At 64.6% G+C, this 14,716-nt stretch carries 15 protein-coding genes and 1 pseudogene; 8 read left to right on the plus strand and 8 right to left on the minus strand.

Annotated elements, in window-relative coordinates:
• Nucleotides 1-226: 226 nt before the first annotated feature.
• Nucleotides 227-466 carry a hypothetical protein gene (locus H8A92_RS13275; RefSeq protein ID WP_229196226.1) on the plus strand — a complete coding sequence of 80 codons (240 nt, stop codon included), beginning with the start codon at nucleotides 227-229 and terminating at the stop codon, nucleotides 464-466.
• Nucleotides 467-580: 114 nt separating this feature from the next.
• Here H8A92_RS13275 and H8A92_RS13280 read toward each other — a convergent pair.
• Nucleotides 581-1,056, minus strand: a pseudogene (locus H8A92_RS13280) (winged helix-turn-helix transcriptional regulator).
• A 106-nt stretch (nucleotides 1,057-1,162) separates the two neighbouring features.
• Between H8A92_RS13280 and H8A92_RS13285 the strand changes: the two are divergent.
• Together H8A92_RS13285 and H8A92_RS13290 are read left to right on the plus strand one after the other, a co-directional pair.
• The gene (locus H8A92_RS13285) at nucleotides 1,163-1,936 is read left to right on the plus strand and encodes a glucose 1-dehydrogenase (RefSeq protein ID WP_229196227.1); all 774 of its coding nucleotides are present in this window, start codon (nucleotides 1,163-1,165) and stop codon (nucleotides 1,934-1,936) included.
• 211 nt (nucleotides 1,937-2,147) lie between these two features.
• Complete coding sequence (locus tag H8A92_RS13290; RefSeq protein WP_229196228.1) at nucleotides 2,148-2,306, plus strand: hypothetical protein; 159 nt, start codon at nucleotides 2,148-2,150, stop codon at nucleotides 2,304-2,306.
• Between the two features lie 198 nt (nucleotides 2,307-2,504).
• Here H8A92_RS13290 and H8A92_RS13295 read toward each other — a convergent pair whose 3' ends face one another.
• Entirely contained in the window at nucleotides 2,505-3,113 is a 609-nt protein-coding gene (locus H8A92_RS13295) for an FMN-dependent NADH-azoreductase (protein WP_229196230.1), read from the minus strand.
• A 99-nt stretch (nucleotides 3,114-3,212) separates the two neighbouring features.
• On the opposite strand from H8A92_RS13295, the gene H8A92_RS13300 reads away from it, so the two are divergent.
• Nucleotides 3,213-3,614 carry a winged helix-turn-helix transcriptional regulator gene (locus H8A92_RS13300; RefSeq protein ID WP_229196231.1) on the plus strand — a complete coding sequence of 134 codons (402 nt, stop codon included), beginning with the start codon at nucleotides 3,213-3,215 and terminating at the stop codon, nucleotides 3,612-3,614.
• A gap of 216 nt (nucleotides 3,615-3,830) precedes the next feature.
• On the opposite strand, the gene dprA is transcribed toward H8A92_RS13300, so the two are convergent.
• Entirely contained in the window at nucleotides 3,831-4,946 is a 1,116-nt protein-coding gene (dprA, locus tag H8A92_RS13305) for a DNA-processing protein DprA (RefSeq protein WP_229196232.1), read from the minus strand.
• Between the two features lie 125 nt (nucleotides 4,947-5,071).
• On the opposite strand from dprA, the gene H8A92_RS13310 reads away from it, so the two are divergent.
• Complete coding sequence (locus H8A92_RS13310; protein WP_229196233.1) at nucleotides 5,072-6,310, plus strand: amidase; 1,239 nt, start codon at nucleotides 5,072-5,074, stop codon at nucleotides 6,308-6,310.
• Nucleotides 6,311-6,449: 139 nt separating this feature from the next.
• Here H8A92_RS13310 and plsY read toward each other — a convergent pair whose 3' ends face one another.
• From plsY to H8A92_RS13325, 3 genes are all read right to left on the minus strand, one after another.
• A complete protein-coding gene (gene plsY, locus H8A92_RS13315) occupies nucleotides 6,450-7,046 on the minus strand; it encodes a glycerol-3-phosphate 1-O-acyltransferase PlsY (RefSeq protein WP_229196234.1) in 597 nt (198 codons plus the stop codon).
• Between the two features lie 226 nt (nucleotides 7,047-7,272).
• Nucleotides 7,273-8,574: a dihydroorotase gene (locus tag H8A92_RS13320; RefSeq protein ID WP_229196235.1), complete on the minus strand. Its 1,302-nt coding sequence runs from the start codon at nucleotides 8,572-8,574 to the stop codon at nucleotides 7,273-7,275.
• A 4-nt stretch (nucleotides 8,575-8,578) separates the two neighbouring features.
• Complete coding sequence (locus tag H8A92_RS13325; protein WP_194461022.1) at nucleotides 8,579-9,532, minus strand: aspartate carbamoyltransferase catalytic subunit; 954 nt, start codon at nucleotides 9,530-9,532, stop codon at nucleotides 8,579-8,581.
• A gap of 193 nt (nucleotides 9,533-9,725) precedes the next feature.
• On the opposite strand from H8A92_RS13325, the gene H8A92_RS13330 reads away from it, so the two are divergent.
• The 3 genes from H8A92_RS13330 (at nucleotide 9,726) to H8A92_RS13340 (ending at nucleotide 11,502) form a co-directional block, all read left to right on the plus strand.
• Nucleotides 9,726-10,472, plus strand: a complete 747-nt coding sequence (locus H8A92_RS13330) for a M15 family metallopeptidase (protein ID WP_229196236.1) — start codon at nucleotides 9,726-9,728, stop codon at nucleotides 10,470-10,472.
• 128 nt (nucleotides 10,473-10,600) lie between these two features.
• Nucleotides 10,601-11,014 (plus strand): hypothetical protein, encoded by a 414-nt coding sequence (locus tag H8A92_RS13335; RefSeq protein ID WP_229196237.1) that lies wholly within the window; start codon nucleotides 10,601-10,603, stop codon nucleotides 11,012-11,014.
• 35 nt (nucleotides 11,015-11,049) lie between these two features.
• Nucleotides 11,050-11,502, plus strand: coding sequence for a hypothetical protein (locus tag H8A92_RS13340; RefSeq protein ID WP_229196239.1), 453 nt, complete (start codon nucleotides 11,050-11,052; stop codon nucleotides 11,500-11,502).
• 23 nt (nucleotides 11,503-11,525) lie between these two features.
• On the opposite strand, the gene H8A92_RS13345 is transcribed toward H8A92_RS13340, so the two are convergent.
• Both H8A92_RS13345 and H8A92_RS13350 read right to left on the minus strand, forming a co-directional pair.
• Complete coding sequence (locus H8A92_RS13345) at nucleotides 11,526-13,502, minus strand: glycosyltransferase family 2 protein (protein WP_229196240.1); 1,977 nt, start codon at nucleotides 13,500-13,502, stop codon at nucleotides 11,526-11,528.
• Complete coding sequence (locus H8A92_RS13350; protein ID WP_420831320.1) at nucleotides 13,502-14,704, minus strand: hypothetical protein; 1,203 nt, start codon at nucleotides 14,702-14,704, stop codon at nucleotides 13,502-13,504. The genes H8A92_RS13345 and H8A92_RS13350 overlap by 1 nt, the downstream gene beginning before the upstream one ends.
• Nucleotides 14,705-14,716 lie beyond the last annotated feature (12 nt).

The following is a 14,716-nucleotide window of genomic DNA, read 5'->3' on the forward strand; positions in this document are numbered from 1 at the left end:
ATTCCAATAGCTTACGGGAAAACCTGAAGGCGGGTTCCGCTAGACTCGCGACCTGCCGTGTCGGGGCGAACATGGGTGCTGGGGCGGTCGGTGTCAAATAGCCAGATATTGAAGGGAGAGCCCAAGCTGTGGAGTTCCTATCCCAAGGGTTGAAAAATACGTCCTAGAGTTGCGGCCGGAAACGGCGTATCTCTTTATATATAGGGTGGGAATCGGATTAGGCCTTTTGAGCAGTACAGGGGGCGGCCGGAAGCGCAAGCCGTCCGACCGGCGGCGGCCGGAGGGCGATGAGGCAGGTGGGGAGGGCAGCCCGGATGACGCCCTGGTCCTGATCGCAGCGGCCGCGACCGAACTCGCCAAACTCGCCCAGCGCCACAAATTCGAAGTTCTCGACCATCTGCTCGCGATGGCCCGGCTGGAAGCCGACGAACAGTTGCGCGCGCGCAGCCGGCGGAAGCTGTCGTGAAGACTTGGGTCGCCGGGCACGACTCGTTTCCCACGTCGTTCCTGCGAAAACGTCGTGTCGCATCGTCATTCCCCGGTGCGCAATCGCGCACCGGGGGAATGACGGCGGATAGTGCTACGCCGACGCGCGCCGGCTTGCCTTGCGCGCAGGCCGCAGTTTCAGCGTCGTGTCGGCCGCACCCAGCACGCGTCCGTCCTGCGAATAGAGCGCGAGCTTCTTCACCGGCCTGCCCTTGTCGCGGTCGACATGATGGTCGCGATCTCGTCCGGGTGCTCGTCGAACTCCTCGGTCCATTGCCGCAGCGCGACCAGGATCGGAAAGATGCCGTGGCCCTTCGGCGTCAGCACATATTCCCGATAGGCGCTGCCGTCGGAGGCGGGGACCGTCTTCAGAATGCCGCGCTCGACCAGCGCGCGCAGCCGCGTGGTCAGGATGTTCTTGGCAAGCCCGAGGCTTGCCTGGAATTCGCCGAAGCGGCGGCGGCCGAGGCTGGCGTCGCGGATGATCAGGAGCGACCACCAGTCGCCGAACACGTCGAGCGCGCGCGCCACCGGGCAGCTGTCGCCTGCAAGGCTGGTTCTCTTCACCACGCATCTCCAGGAATTTGGGCCATCACGGCCTTGTGTGGTTGCAATATTAAACCTCTTGCCCTAGGTAGGCAACGAAGTTTAATAATGCAACCAACTGGAGGCGGACATGAGACTGGCAAACAAGACGGCGTTGATCACCGGCGGCAACAGCGGCATCGGCCTTGCGACAGCAAAGCTGTTCGTGGCCGAGGGCGCCAAGGTCGTCATCACCGGACGCAACAAGGAGACGCTTGCGGCGGCGGCCAAGGAGCTCGGGCCGAACGCACTCGCCGTGGTGGCCGACGCCACCGACGTCGCGGCGCTGGAAGCCGCGGTGAAGCAGGGGGCGGAGAAGTTCGGCAAATACGACGTGCTGTTCGCCAATGCCGGCATTCCCGGCCAGACGCCGGTCGGCGGCACTACGCTCGCCGCATTCGAAAACGTGATCCGCACCAATCTCACCGGCGTGTTCTTCACCGTGCAGGCGGTCGCGCCCTATCTCAACGACGGCGCTTCGGTCATTCTCAACGGCTCGGTGATTTCGGTGCTCGGCAATCCCGGTTACTCGGCCTACGCCGCGAGCAAGGCCGGCGTGCGTGCGATGGCGCGCGTGATGGCATCAGAACTGTCGCCGCGCGGGATCCGCGTCAACGTGGTGGCGCCGGGCGCTGTACGTACGCCGATCTGGGGCGCGGCGATCGCAACGCCCGAGGCCGAAAAGGCGTTCGAGCAGCGGATCGGCAAGACTACGCCGCTCGGGCGGATCGGTGAACCCGATCATATCTCGAAGACCGTGTTGTTCCTGGCGTCCGATGATGCTGCGCATGTGCAGGGGCAGGAACTGTTCATCGACGGCGGTGCGACGGCGTCGCCCGCCGGCGCGCCGATCTATCGCGGCTAGAGCCTTTCGGCGCCAGATAAGCCGGAACGAGCTCTTCGCTCGAAGACGCGCTACATTGTTTCTCATTGTAACGAACGGCCGGTGTGAAGCGCTTCACACCGGCCGATTTTGTCCGCGACTATCATCACGCGTATTGAACCTTTGGCGTACTCCCCGGACTCCCGAATGGGCGGGGATTTTTTTCACCACGGAATCATTTTGGAGTTTCTTCATGCCGAAAGCAGCCCGCATTTCGACGCCGGTCCCGGTTTCGTCGTCATCCGAGAATTCAGACTCGGAACAATTTGTAGTAGTCGCGCTGTTTTCTGGAATTGGTTTGTTGATTTCGCTGGTTGCCGTCATCTGCGGCATTCAAGGCGTGTGGTTCTGAGTTCCATCGATGGATGATGCGCGGGGTAAGCCCGTGCATGATGCGCCCCGCCTGGTTCCAGAGATTGCTCCGCCCCAACAACTGTCATACCCCGCGTATGCGGGGTATGCAGTACGCCGCGGCGGCGTGTCACTACGCCGCGTTTGAAATACCGGGTCACCGCTTTCGCTTTCGCGGGTGACGACAGCGGTTCTGGAACTAGGCCGCGTTCAGGCTGCCGGCGACCTGTAGCGCGCCCGCGACTGCTTTCTCGCGATGCTCAGGGCCGACCTGGACGCCGTCGGCCGGGATGAACTCGACATTCCTGACGCCGATGAAGCCGAACACCCCGCGCAGATAGGTCTCAAGATGCTCGAGCGCCGCCATCGGCGTGTCGGCGCCGTAATAGCCGCCGCGCGAGATGGCGATGATGACGCGCTTGTTGCCGGCCAGTCCTTCGACGCCGCCGGCGCCGTATTTGAAGGTCTTGCCTGCGACCATGATGCGATCGATCCAGGCCTTGAGCTGGGACGGGATGGTGAAATTGTACATGGGAGCGCCGATCACGACGATGTCGGCGGCGAGGAACTCGTCCAGCACGGCCTGGCCGGTCGCAATGTCATCACGCACCGACGGGTCCGGGGCCGCGCCCTGGCTGGCGGCAAGGTGCAGGCCGGAGAGGTGGGCAAGCGGGGTCTGGGTGAGGTCGCGGTAGCTCACGATGAGGCCGGGATTGGCTTGGCGCAGCCGCTCGACGGCGGCGGCAGAGACCTGGCGGCTGACGGAGTGGGGGCCGAGGACCGAGGAATCGATGTGCAGAAGTTTCATGGCTGGGGTCACCTTCGGTATAGGTTTGTAACTGGCGCTATATGAGTGACCGTCCTAAATCTCCGCAAGAACGCACATTTTTGAAACCCGAGCACACCAATGAGACCTGAGAACATTGATGTAACCGGCCCGCCGCCGCGGCCCAGTCCCGACCACAGTGATTGCCGCGCGGTCGCCTCCGTGCTGGCGCGGGTCGGCGACAAATGGAGTGTGTTCGTGATCATGATGCTGATCGATGGGCCGAAGCGGTTCAACGAATTGAAGCGCATGATCAACGGCATCTCGCAGCGGATGCTGACGCTCACGCTGCGCGGCCTGGAGCGTGACGGGCTGGTGACCCGCACGGTGTTCCCGACTATCCCGCCGCGGGTCGACTATGAGCTGACCGAACTTGGCCGCGGGCTGGCGGAGCCGGTGAAGGCGCTCGGCCAGTGGGCGTTCACGCATCTGCCGGAGATCGAGGGTGCGCGAAGCGATTTTGATGCGCGAAATGCGGAGTGAATGTCATCCGTCACCCGCGCTTTGTTGAACCGTCATCCTGAGAGCCTGCGTAGCAGGCGGTCTTGAAGGGTGCACGGCCACCAGCCGGGCCGTGCATCCTTCGAGGCTCGCCCAGCGGCGCAATTGCGCCGCAAGGCTCGCACCTCCAGCGACATAGGCAAAGCCTTTGCGCGGGGATGACGGTGACAGAGCGGCGTGAGCCTTTTATTCGCGCGGCTAAATCATCGACACCTGTCCGCCGCCGTGACGCTCGAGCTTGCCGGCGAGCTCGAGCTCGAGCAGCACGGCACGGACAATCGCAGGCGAGACGTCGGCCATCCGGATCAGATCGTCGAGGCTGATCGGGCTCGGCCCAAGCAGATTGATGATGCGGGCGCGATCGCCGCCATCGGTGGCAAAATCCAGCGGCTCGTCGTCTTCGCGCGCGCCGAGCATGACCGGCCGCTCCATGATCGGCGTCACAGCGTTGATGACGTCGGCGGCTTCGGTGACCAGCGTGGCGCCTTGCTTGATCAAATCGTTGGCGCCGGCGGCGCGCGGATCAATCGGCGAGCCCGGCACCGCGAACACCTCGCGGCCCTGTTCGGCCGCCATCCGCGCCGTGATCAGCGAGCCGGAACGATGCGCCGCTTCGACGACCACGACGCCGAGCGATGCGCCCGAGATCAGCCGGTTGCGGCGGGGAAAGTCACGCGCCCGCGGCACGTGGCCGAGCGGCATCTCCGAGATCGCCGCGCCCTGTTCGAGCAGGGCGGCGAGCAGATCCTCGTGCTCCGGCGGGTAGATCCGGTCGTGGCCGCCGGCCAGCACGGCGACCGTGCCGCTGGCAACGGTGGCGCGATGCGCGGCCTGGTCGATGCCGCGGGCAAGGCCGGAGATCACGATGAAGCCGGCGTCGCCGAGATCGCGTGCCAGTTGTCCGGCAAATTTCAGTCCCGCGCCGGAAGCATTGCGGGAGCCGACGATTGCTATCATCGGGCGCATCAGGGCGTCGCGCGCGCCGCGCACGGCAAGCAGCGGCGGCGCGTCGTCGATGGTGGCGAGCCGCGCCGGATAATGCGCTTCCTCCGGCGCGACGAGATCGATGCCGAACCTGTTACAGGCCGCGAGCTCCGCAGCTGCGTCGGCCTCGCTGCAGATGCGCCCAGGTCCGGATGCGCCGCCGCGGCGCGCGAGATCGGGCAGGCGCTCCAGCGCGTGCGCCGCATCGCCAAAATGGCGGAGCAGCGATGCAAAGGTGCGCGGACCGACATTGTCGGAGCGGATCAGCCGCAGGCGGTTGAGCCGTTCGGTGTCGGTGAGTTTTGTCGGGCTGGGCGAGCGGTCATGCATGGGGGTACAGCTTCGCCCAACCTGAGATTGCGATCAACTGCGACATTGGCGCAGCCGTGCGCGACGCGCTACAAGCGCTTGGCCAGGAAGCCGCCAAGAAGCCTCGAAGAAACAGGAAGTCCGCGATGATCTCACTTGCCGATCTGCAACGCCGCATCGAGTCCGGCGAATTGTCCGTCGACGCCGCCATCACGCAGACGCGGGATGCCATCGCGGCGCAGGAAAAGACCATCGGCGCCTTTGTCAGCCTCGACGAGAGCGCGCGTGCGCAGCAAGCCGGGCCGCTGCGTGGGATTGCGGTCGGGATCAAGGACATCATCGACACCGCCGATTTCCCGACCGAGATGGGCGCCGCGATCTATCGCGGACACCAGCCGCGCGCCGATGCGCCTGTCGTGATGGCGCTGAGGCAGGCCGGCGCGACCATCATCGGCAAGACCACGACGACGGCGTTCGCGGCGAACGATCCGACGCCGACGCTCAATCCGCGCAATCACGCTCACACGCCGGGCGGATCGTCGTCCGGCTCGGCCGCCGCGGTCGCCGCCGGAATGATCCCGCTGGCATTGGGTACGCAGACCGGCGGCTCGGTGATCCGGCCGGCCTCGTTCTGCGGCGTCGCCGCGATCAAGCCGAGCTACCGGCTGCTGCCGACTGTCGGCGTGAAGTGCTTCTCCTGGACGCTCGATACCGTGGGGTTGTTCGGCGCCGGCGTGCGCGATGTCGCGCTGGGGCTCGCTGCGATGACCAGGCGGCCCGAAATGGTCGTGCCGTCGAAGACCGCTGTGCCACGCATCGGCGTGGTGACGCAGGCCTTCGCCGGCGCGCCAGAGCCATCCGGCGCGGCGGCATTGCAGACGGCCGCGCGTGCCGCGGAGCAGGCGGGCGCAACCGTGCGCGAGATCGCGGTGCCCGAGATCGTCGCCGAAGCCTGGCGGATCCATCCGGTGGTGCAGGAGTTCGAGGCGCACCAGTCGTTCGCCTGGGAACTTGCCGAGCACTACGACGCGATGCCGCCGCTGCTGCGCGGCCGGCTCGACGAGAGCAAGGGCGGCACGCCGGCCGAGTATGACGCGGCGATGGACGTCACGCTGCGCGCGCGGCAGGCGCTGGCCGCGATCCTTGCCGAGGTCGATGTGCTGCTGACGCTGTCGGCGCCGGGGGCTGCGCCTGAAGGCTTGGCGTCGACCGGCGATCCCCGTTACAATCGGCTCTGGACCCTGATGGGCGTGCCCTGCGTCAATGTGCCGACGCTGACTGCCGAGGGCGGTTTGCCGGTCGGCGTGACCGTGATCGCGGGCTTTGGCGATGATGCGAAGGCGCTTGCGGCGGCGAGTTTTGTCGAGGATGCGCTGGGGCGATAGGTCCTCGTCATTCCCCGGTGCGCAATTGCGCACCTGAGGGCGATGCGAAGCATCGAACCCGGAATCCATTTCACAACGACACCCGCGGCCCGATGGATTCCGGGTTCCCGCTTCGCGAGCCCCGGAATGACAGCGTGGGCTACTTCCTCTCGCCGATCTTGCCTTCGGTGCCGGCCTGCAGGCGCTTGATGTTCTCGCGGTGCATGTAGAACAGCAGCAGCGTCAGCACAGCGAACAGCGAGGCGAGCGCGTTGTGGCCGAACCACCACAGGAACAGCGGCGTCACGAACGCGGCGATCAGCGCCGACAGCGATGAGTAGCGCGTCGTGTATGCGGTGCCGAGCCAGATCACGGCAAAGATCAGCGCCGCCGGCCAGAACAGGCCGAGCAGCACGCCGATATAGGTCGCGACGCCCTTGCCGCCGCGAAACTTGAGCCAGACCGGGAAGAGGTGGCCGAGAAACGCGCCCAGCGCCGCCAGCATCGCGGCGTTCGGGCCGTCGATGGTGCCCGCGATGATGACGGCGACCGTGCCCTTGAGCATGTCGCCGAGCAGCGTCGCCGCGGCGAGGCCCTTGTGGCCGGTGCGCAGGACGTTGGTGGCGCCGATATTGCCCGAGCCGACCGTGCGCAGATCCTGGGTGCCGGCGAGCCTGGTGAGGATCATGCCGAACGGGATCGAGCCCAGGAGATAGCCGATCAGGAAGGCGATCAGCAGCAACGCGTCAGCGGACATCGCGGTGGCTCCCTGGACGGTCGGTCCGGTCCATTTTGGACAATTCCGTCAATGAAATATTAACCATCGATCCGCACCATGCGCTTGAAAATGAGGGAGCTTATCATGGCTTCTGTTCGCAGGCGGCTGGAGCAGCTTTTCTTTGTGGTTTACGTCGCAGCCATCGTCGTCGGGACGACGATGGAAGCGATGTCGCAACTCGCGTCGCGCTAGGTTCCACCCCGATTTAGACGTGCTCGTACACGGTGCGTCCGCCGACGATGGTCCGCGTCACGCGACCCGAGAAGCGGGCGTCGTCGAACGGCGTATTCTTGCACAGTGACTTGAGATCGTCGCGGTCGAGCACCCAGGGCGTGTCGGCGTCGATCACGATCACGTCGGCCGGCGCACCCGCACGCAGCGTGCCGCCGGGCAGGCCGAGCAGTTCGGCCGGCCGGGTCGACATCGCCCGGATCAGCGTCTTGAACTCCATCTCACCATTGTGGATCAGCCTGAGCGCCGCCGGCAGCATGGTCTGCAGGCCGACCGCGCCGCTCGCCGCTTCCGCGAACGGCAGCCGCTTGACCTCGACGTCCTGCGGATTGTGATCGCTCATCACCACGTCGATCAGCCCGGAGGCCAGCGCCGCGACCAGCGCCTTGCGGTCCTCCTCGGTGCGCAGCGGCGGCGCCAGCTTGAGGAAGGTGCGGTAGGGGCCGATGTCGTTCTCGTTCAGCGTCACGTGGTTGATCGAAACCGAGGCCGAGACATTGTAGCCGCTATCGCGGGCGCGCTTGAGGATATCAAGCGACTCGGTCGAGGTCAGCGACGCCGCGTGATAGCGCCCGCCGGTAAGGCCCGCGAGCCGCATGTCGCGCTCGAGCATGATCGACTCCGCGGCGGTCGGAATGCCGGCAAGGCCGAGCCGGGTCGCGAACTCGCCTTCGTTCATCACGCCTTCGCCCACCAGGTGCGGGTCCTCGGTGTGATGCACGATCAGCGCGTCGAAATCGCGGGCGTAGGTCAGCGCCCGCCGCATCACCTGGGCGTTGGTGACGCTGCGGTCGCCGTCGGTGAAGGCGACGGCGCCGGCGGCCTTCAACAGGCCGATCTCGGTCATCTCCTGGCCCTGCATGCCCTTGGTCAACGCCGCCATCGGGTGGATATTGACGATCGCGGTGTCGCGGGCGCGGCGCAGCACGAAGTCGACGGTCGCGGAATTGTCGATCACCGGCGAGGTGTCGGGCTGACAGATGATGGTGGTGATGCCGCCGGCGGCAGCCGCCTGGCTGGCGGAGGCAAAGGTCTCGCGATGACTGGCGCCGGGTTCGCCGACGAAGGCGCGCATGTCGATCAGGCCGGGGGCCACGATCTTGCCGGCGCAGTTGACGATGTCGGTGCCTTCGGGAACGCCGGCGGCGCCGATGCCGCGCTTGGTGTCGCGGATCACGCCTTCGGCGATCAGGACATCGCCCGGACCATCGAAGTCGCGGGAGGGATCGATGACGCGGGCGTTGGCGAGGAGGATGGGGCGGCGGTCAATCAGCATGGCGTCACGCGTTCGGCAGGTTGCGGGCGAGCGCTTCGAGCACTGCCATGCGCACCGCCACACCCATTTCGACTTGTTCACGGATCAGCGATTGCGCGCCGTCGGCAACGAAGGTGTCGATCTCGACACCGCGGTTCATCGGGCCCGGATGCATCACCAGCGCATCGGGCTTGGCGTAACCGAGCTTCTTCTGGTCGAGGCCGAAATAGTGGAAATATTCGCCCGACGACGGCACGAACGAGCCGTTCATGCGCTCGCGCTGCAACCGCAGCATCATCACGATGTCGGCGCCGTTCAGCCCCTCGCGCATGTCGCGCGCGACCTCGACGCCCATCCGCTCGATGCCCGGCGGCAGCAAGGTGGAGGGGGCCACAACGCGGACGCGGGCGCCCATGGTGTTGAGCAGGAAGATGTTCGAGCGCGCCACCCGCGAATGCAGCACGTCGCCGCAGATCGCGATCGTCAGCCCCTCGATCCGGCCCTTGTTGCGGCGGATGGTCAGCGCATCGAGCAGCGCCTGGGTCGGGTGCTCGTGGGCGCCGTCGCCGGCATTGATCACGGAACCGTCAACCTTGCGCGCCAGCAGCTCGACCGCGCCGGAGGCATGGTGGCGCACCACCAGGATGTCCGGGTGCATCGCGTTCAGCGTCACCGCGGTATCCATCAAGGTCTCGCCCTTGCGGGTCGACATCGATGACACCGACATGTTCATGACGTCGGCGCCCAGGCGTTTTCCGGCGATCTCGAACGAGGACTGGGTCCGGGTCGAGGCCTCGAAGAACAGGTTGACCTGGGTGCGGCCGCGCAGACTGGCGCGTTTCTTGTCGACCTGGCGGTTGAGCTCGACATACTCCTCGGAGAGGTCGAGCAGACCGGTGATGTCGTCGGCGGAAAGGCCCTCGATGCCTAGCAGATGCCGGTGGCCGAGGACAAAAGTCGATTTTAATGATGGGGTCATTAAAGCGAGAGCTATAGGCGCGGACGGCCGGTGGGGCAAGCGCGAAGAGGGCTCGGAGGAGTTTTCCCCGAGTAAGATATGCTGCGTCATGCCCGGCTTGTCCCGGGCATCCGCGCCTTGCTTTTGCGGGCGTTTCCGGAACAAGACGTGGATGGCCGGGATAGACCCGGCGATGACGCCGGGGCGAGAACCCATGAAAATTGTCGTGATCGGTGCCGCCGTCATTGGCCTGGTTTCGCCTGCCTTCGCTCAGAAGCTTCCCGGCGACTTCGCGTTCCTGCGCGACATCGACCCGACCATCATCCAGGACATCCGCTACGCCAGCTCGAACAATTTCATGGGCCGGCCGATCGCGGGCTATGGCGCGGCGGAATGCGTGGTGAAGCGGGACGTCGGGCTTCGGCTCAAGGCCGTGCAGCAGGATCTGGCCCGGCAAAAGCTGTCGCTGAAGATGTTCGATTGCTACCGGCCGGCCCGCGCGGTCGCGGACATGGTGGCGTGGTCGAGGAACGGCAAGGAGACCGCCGCCGAGCGGCGCTACAACCCGGCCTTCTCAAAGGTGGATCTGTTCCGCCTCGGCTACATCGCCACCCATTCCGGCCATTCGACCGGCGCTGCGCTCGATGTCACCCTGGTCGACCTGACCGCCGACAATTCGGGCAAGTTCGATCCAGCCAAGGACTATGCCGACTGCACTGCTCCGGCAGCGGCACGTGCTCCGGAGGGCAGCGTCGACATGGGCACCGGCTATGACTGCTCGGACGCGAAGGGCCACACAGCTTCCGGCTCGATCACGCCGACGCAGAAGCGCTGGCGCAACCGGCTGGTTGCGGCGATGGCCCGGCAGGGGTTCGCGAACTATTCCAAGGAATGGTGGCACTTCTCGCTGCCGGGGGCGGGCGGAGCGGCCTATGATTTCCCGGTCACTCGCGCGCACTAGCGCCGGATTTCCTCAAATTCAAGACATTTCGGCAAGACAAACCTTGCCATCGCATAAGTGGCTGAATGCGCTTTCAACACTCCTTAATTGTGGCCGTATGAAGTGCGGCCATTGCGGGAGCACGAAGCATGCGTTTAGCAGTCTTTGCACTTGTTGCCGTCGGCGCCGCCGGCATCGCGATCTACGATCAATACGACAAGGGTACGAATTATCAGCGTGTCGATGCACGCATCAGCGCCGTCAACGACCAATGCTATCTGGAGAAGGTCGAGCGCGGTGTCATCACCAAGACGACGTGGACCTCCGACCTGACCCGCTGCGAAGTCGCGGAGCTGCTGCGCAAGGAGCATCCCAAGTGGCACGGCTATGACCTGAGGCACAAAATCGAGGTGCGTGTGGTCTACGTCTCGCCGGTCGATGGCATCTCGCATCAGTCGAGCCTGGAGATGTCCTACTTCCCCAACGGCAAGCCGCTGCGCGCCGGCGACGTGTTTCCGGTGCTGGCCTCCAAGACCAAGGCTGACAAGACCCGCATGGTCTGATCGTCGCGGCGGTTCGGAAGGATCGGAGTTCAACGATGCGGCTTGGCCTCTACGGGATCATCGCCATCGGCGTCGCGGGCCTCTATGCCTACATCGAGCTCGACAAGCGGGTGAACTTCCGTCCGATCGACGCGCGCGTCAGCAGCGTCAAAGAGCAATGCTACATGGAAAAGACGGAAGGAAATCGGAGCTCGGCGTCCGATCTCCTGCCGTGCGAACTGACTGAGCTTCTGGTGCGCAACCATCCGAAATGGCAGGGCTATGACATCAAGCACAAGATCGAGATCCGGTTTGCCTACATCTCACCGGTGGACGGCGCCGCACATGAATCGAACCTGCAACTGGCGGCGTATCCCGATGACCGGCCGCTGCACGCCGGCGACATCTTTCCGGTCCAGGCGTCCCGGAAGGAGGCCAACAGGACCCGGGCCAACGATTGGCTGGACCGGCGGCTCGGCCGCGATGCGCCCAGACACGGAAGCATCTAGGGCCGACGGCCACCCGATCGGCGCTAAACGCCGATAAACCCGCGGCGCAGCAATCCCGCCAGAGCGCCGCGAAGACTGGCGACGCCGGCAATGTTATCTTGAGACGCGCTGAAGAGCCGCACCACCAGGCGCTGATGCTGTTCGGCGCTCGGCTCAAGGCGCGCCAGCACCGTGTGGCCGGAGCGCGAGACCATGGAAACGTCGATCCATCCCAGCCCCTCCAGGTGAATTTTATAGCGCCAGCCGGCAAGCTCGAGCGTCTCGCCAGCCCCGCCCACGAGCCGCACCGAGGATGGCGATATTGCGAGCAGGCGGCACGAAAGGATTTTTCCTTCGTCGGCGAGCCAGACAAGCTCGTCCGTCTCGAACATGTGACTGGAACGCGGCACTTCGAAGCAGACCAGAAACGCGATGAAGGCGATCAGCATCGCGATGGCCGCCCACAACAGGTTGAAGAAATCGAGAGAGGATATCTCGTCGGCGGCGTACGGGGAGATGAACTCCCATATGATGCTGGCGGCAGAGCTTGCCGCGATCAACCCAAAGATGGCGGCGAGCTTCCACTGAACGCGCGGCGCGGATCGATCGCCTCCCTTGTCGGTGATTTTGAAGGGGCGTCCGAATGGCTTGAAGATGGCAGTGAACAGGGTTGCGGTCACCGCAAAGCAGGTGACGGCGTGGGTCGCCTCCATGAACAATGGCAGCGTCCGCGCGCGCGATATCCAGCTCATGTAGACAATTTGCGCGAGCAGGGCCGGCATGCCGTAGCGCAGGAAGGAATGATAGTCGGCCTCGAACGCGGGCAGCCCGCCGAACCAATAGATTGTCGGCGCGATCAACAGCAGCACCATGAATGGTTTGGAGAGCCAGTTCAGCACGCCGTGCAGATAGTGCCAGCGCTCGGTGAAGCGGAAGCCGCGGCCAAATAGCGGTCCGTTGCGCAGCAGGGCGACCTGGATGGTGCCGAGGCACCAGCGAGCTCGCTGAGTGACATATTCCGGAATGCCTTCGGCTGAAAGTCCGAAACTGAGCGGCTCGTTGAGCCAGACTGTGCGATAGCCGTGCGCCAGCATGGTGTAGGTGAGATTGATATCCTCCGAGACGGCCTGGTCGGGAAAGCCGCTGATCTCATTCAGACGGTCGCGGCGAACGACAAAGGAGGTGCCGACGCAGAATGCGCAGCCCCACGCATCCTTGGCCGGTTGAAAGATGTCGAAAAAGAAGCGCTGATCGTCGACCCAGCTCTTTTCGGCCAGCAGATTATGTTGGATCGGATCAGCGTTATAGTAAAATTGCGGGGTCTGCACGATCGCCACCTCCGGATCGGACAGCAGCAGGCCGATCGTGCGCTTCAAGAAGTCTTGCCGTGGCGCGAAATCCGCATCGAGCACCAGAATGACAGGCGCATTGGTCACGCGAGCGGTTGCGATCAACCCGTTATTGAGATTGCCCGCCTTGGCGCCCTTGTTGTCGGGCCGCGTCAGGTGACGTGCACCGACCCGATCGCAATATTCCCGCAGCCAGTCGCGTCTCGTATCATCGAGGACCCAGACCGTCGCATCGGCATAGTCGAGCGCCAGTGCGCTCAGGATCGACCGCTCGAGGATTTCGAGCGGTTCATCGTAGGTGCAGATGAAGATGTCGACGGCCGGACTGCGATTTTCCGAAGCCAAGAGCTGTTGTGAGGCGTCGGCCTGCGCGGTGCGGTCGGTACTGCGGAACAGGATGACGATCGAGATCAGCGTGTACAGGATCGCGAGCGATTCGAACGCAATGAAGAGCCGCGGCCAAAGACTTTGCGCCGACAGCTCAAATGGCGGCAGCGTATCGTTCCACCGCCACAGCGTGTAAACGGCCAGAAGGGCCGCCGTCGTCGCCCCGAACAGGATGCGGTGGCTGGCACGCAGCGGCTCCAGCAGTCGCGCCATGACCAGAAGGCCGAGCAAAATGCCGACGTCGATGGTCAGGATCGATGAATTATCAGCGGCAGTCGGAAACATCAGCGTATCCTCTTCCCGGTGAACGGATTCCAGCCCGTTTCAGCCAGCGCGGCCCACGCAGTCGCGCCGAGATGCGGGCGGCGGTAATAGAAAAAGTCGGGATCGCCACCGGTTGGATCGATCGATAATCCCGTCGTCAGTCGCGCCGGGCGTGCGGCATTGAGCAGGCCGGATGACGTCTGGTCCGCCTTTAGGTTACCCAGAAGCCGATCGCTCTCGTGTGTGTCGCCGACGATCCGGTAGGCCAAGGCGGCCTGCGCCGTGCCCTCCACCCAGAGGCCATCGCGATCGCCGTTGAAATCAAAGCCGCCATTGACCCCGAGGTGATCTTTCGCGAAACCGAGCGTGTTCTTCCACGCCGGGGGCGATTCAGGGATTGCCATCCAGGGCCAAAGCTGGGCGTCGAGCGCGAGCAAACCTTCGTTCGCAAGGCTGCCGTCAGGCTTGGTCCCAAGCAGGAAATGATCCCCGCGAAAAGCGCGATCGAGCAGTCGCTTGGCCTGTCCGGCCGCGCCGTCGTATTTCTGGTCGCCAGTCAGGCGAAACAGCCAACGTGCAGCGGCGTGAACGTCGGCGTTGTGCTCGGTCGACATCCAGGTGAGCTTGACCTGCTTCGGATCGTAGCCGTGGAAGCCGCCGTAAAAGCCATCCTGCGAAGCGGTTGTGTCGATCACCCAATCGATCAGGCGCCTTGCATCGGCGAGATATTGTGGATTCCCGGTTGCCTGATGCAGCGTCAGCAATGCCAATGCGGCCCAGGCCACGTTTCCGGTGGAGCTGCCGTCCTGCGCCGCGTCCTCCGCCCAGATATTGGCATGTCCATCCCACCAGCCGGGCAGATCGGGAACGACCTTGTTCAGCGCGCCGGCACGGTAGGCATTGCGCACGCGGCCATCATCGAAGCTGCGATCCTTGGCAACGGCGCGGCTCAGCGCGTTGCCGATCGGTCTTGCATCCGACACGTTGCCGCAGGCAATCAGCGCAATGGCGGCGAGCGCGTTGTCGTAGACGAACGCCGTCGTGGCGAGACCCGCCGGAAGCATCGATTCATCCGTGCCGGGGTCATAGCTCCGGATGAAAACCGCGTCGGCCGCGCTTGCGCGCGGGGCGACGGCCCTTTTCAACCCAGCGCAGAAAGCGTTTGCGGTTGGGGCGGTGTGGCCCGCTGCGGGCGCGCCCAGGACGACCGCGCATAGCGTCATCACGATGGCAGA

Source organism: Bradyrhizobium acaciae (assembly GCF_020889785.1).
GTDB lineage: Bacteria > Pseudomonadota > Alphaproteobacteria > Rhizobiales > Xanthobacteraceae > Bradyrhizobium > Bradyrhizobium acaciae.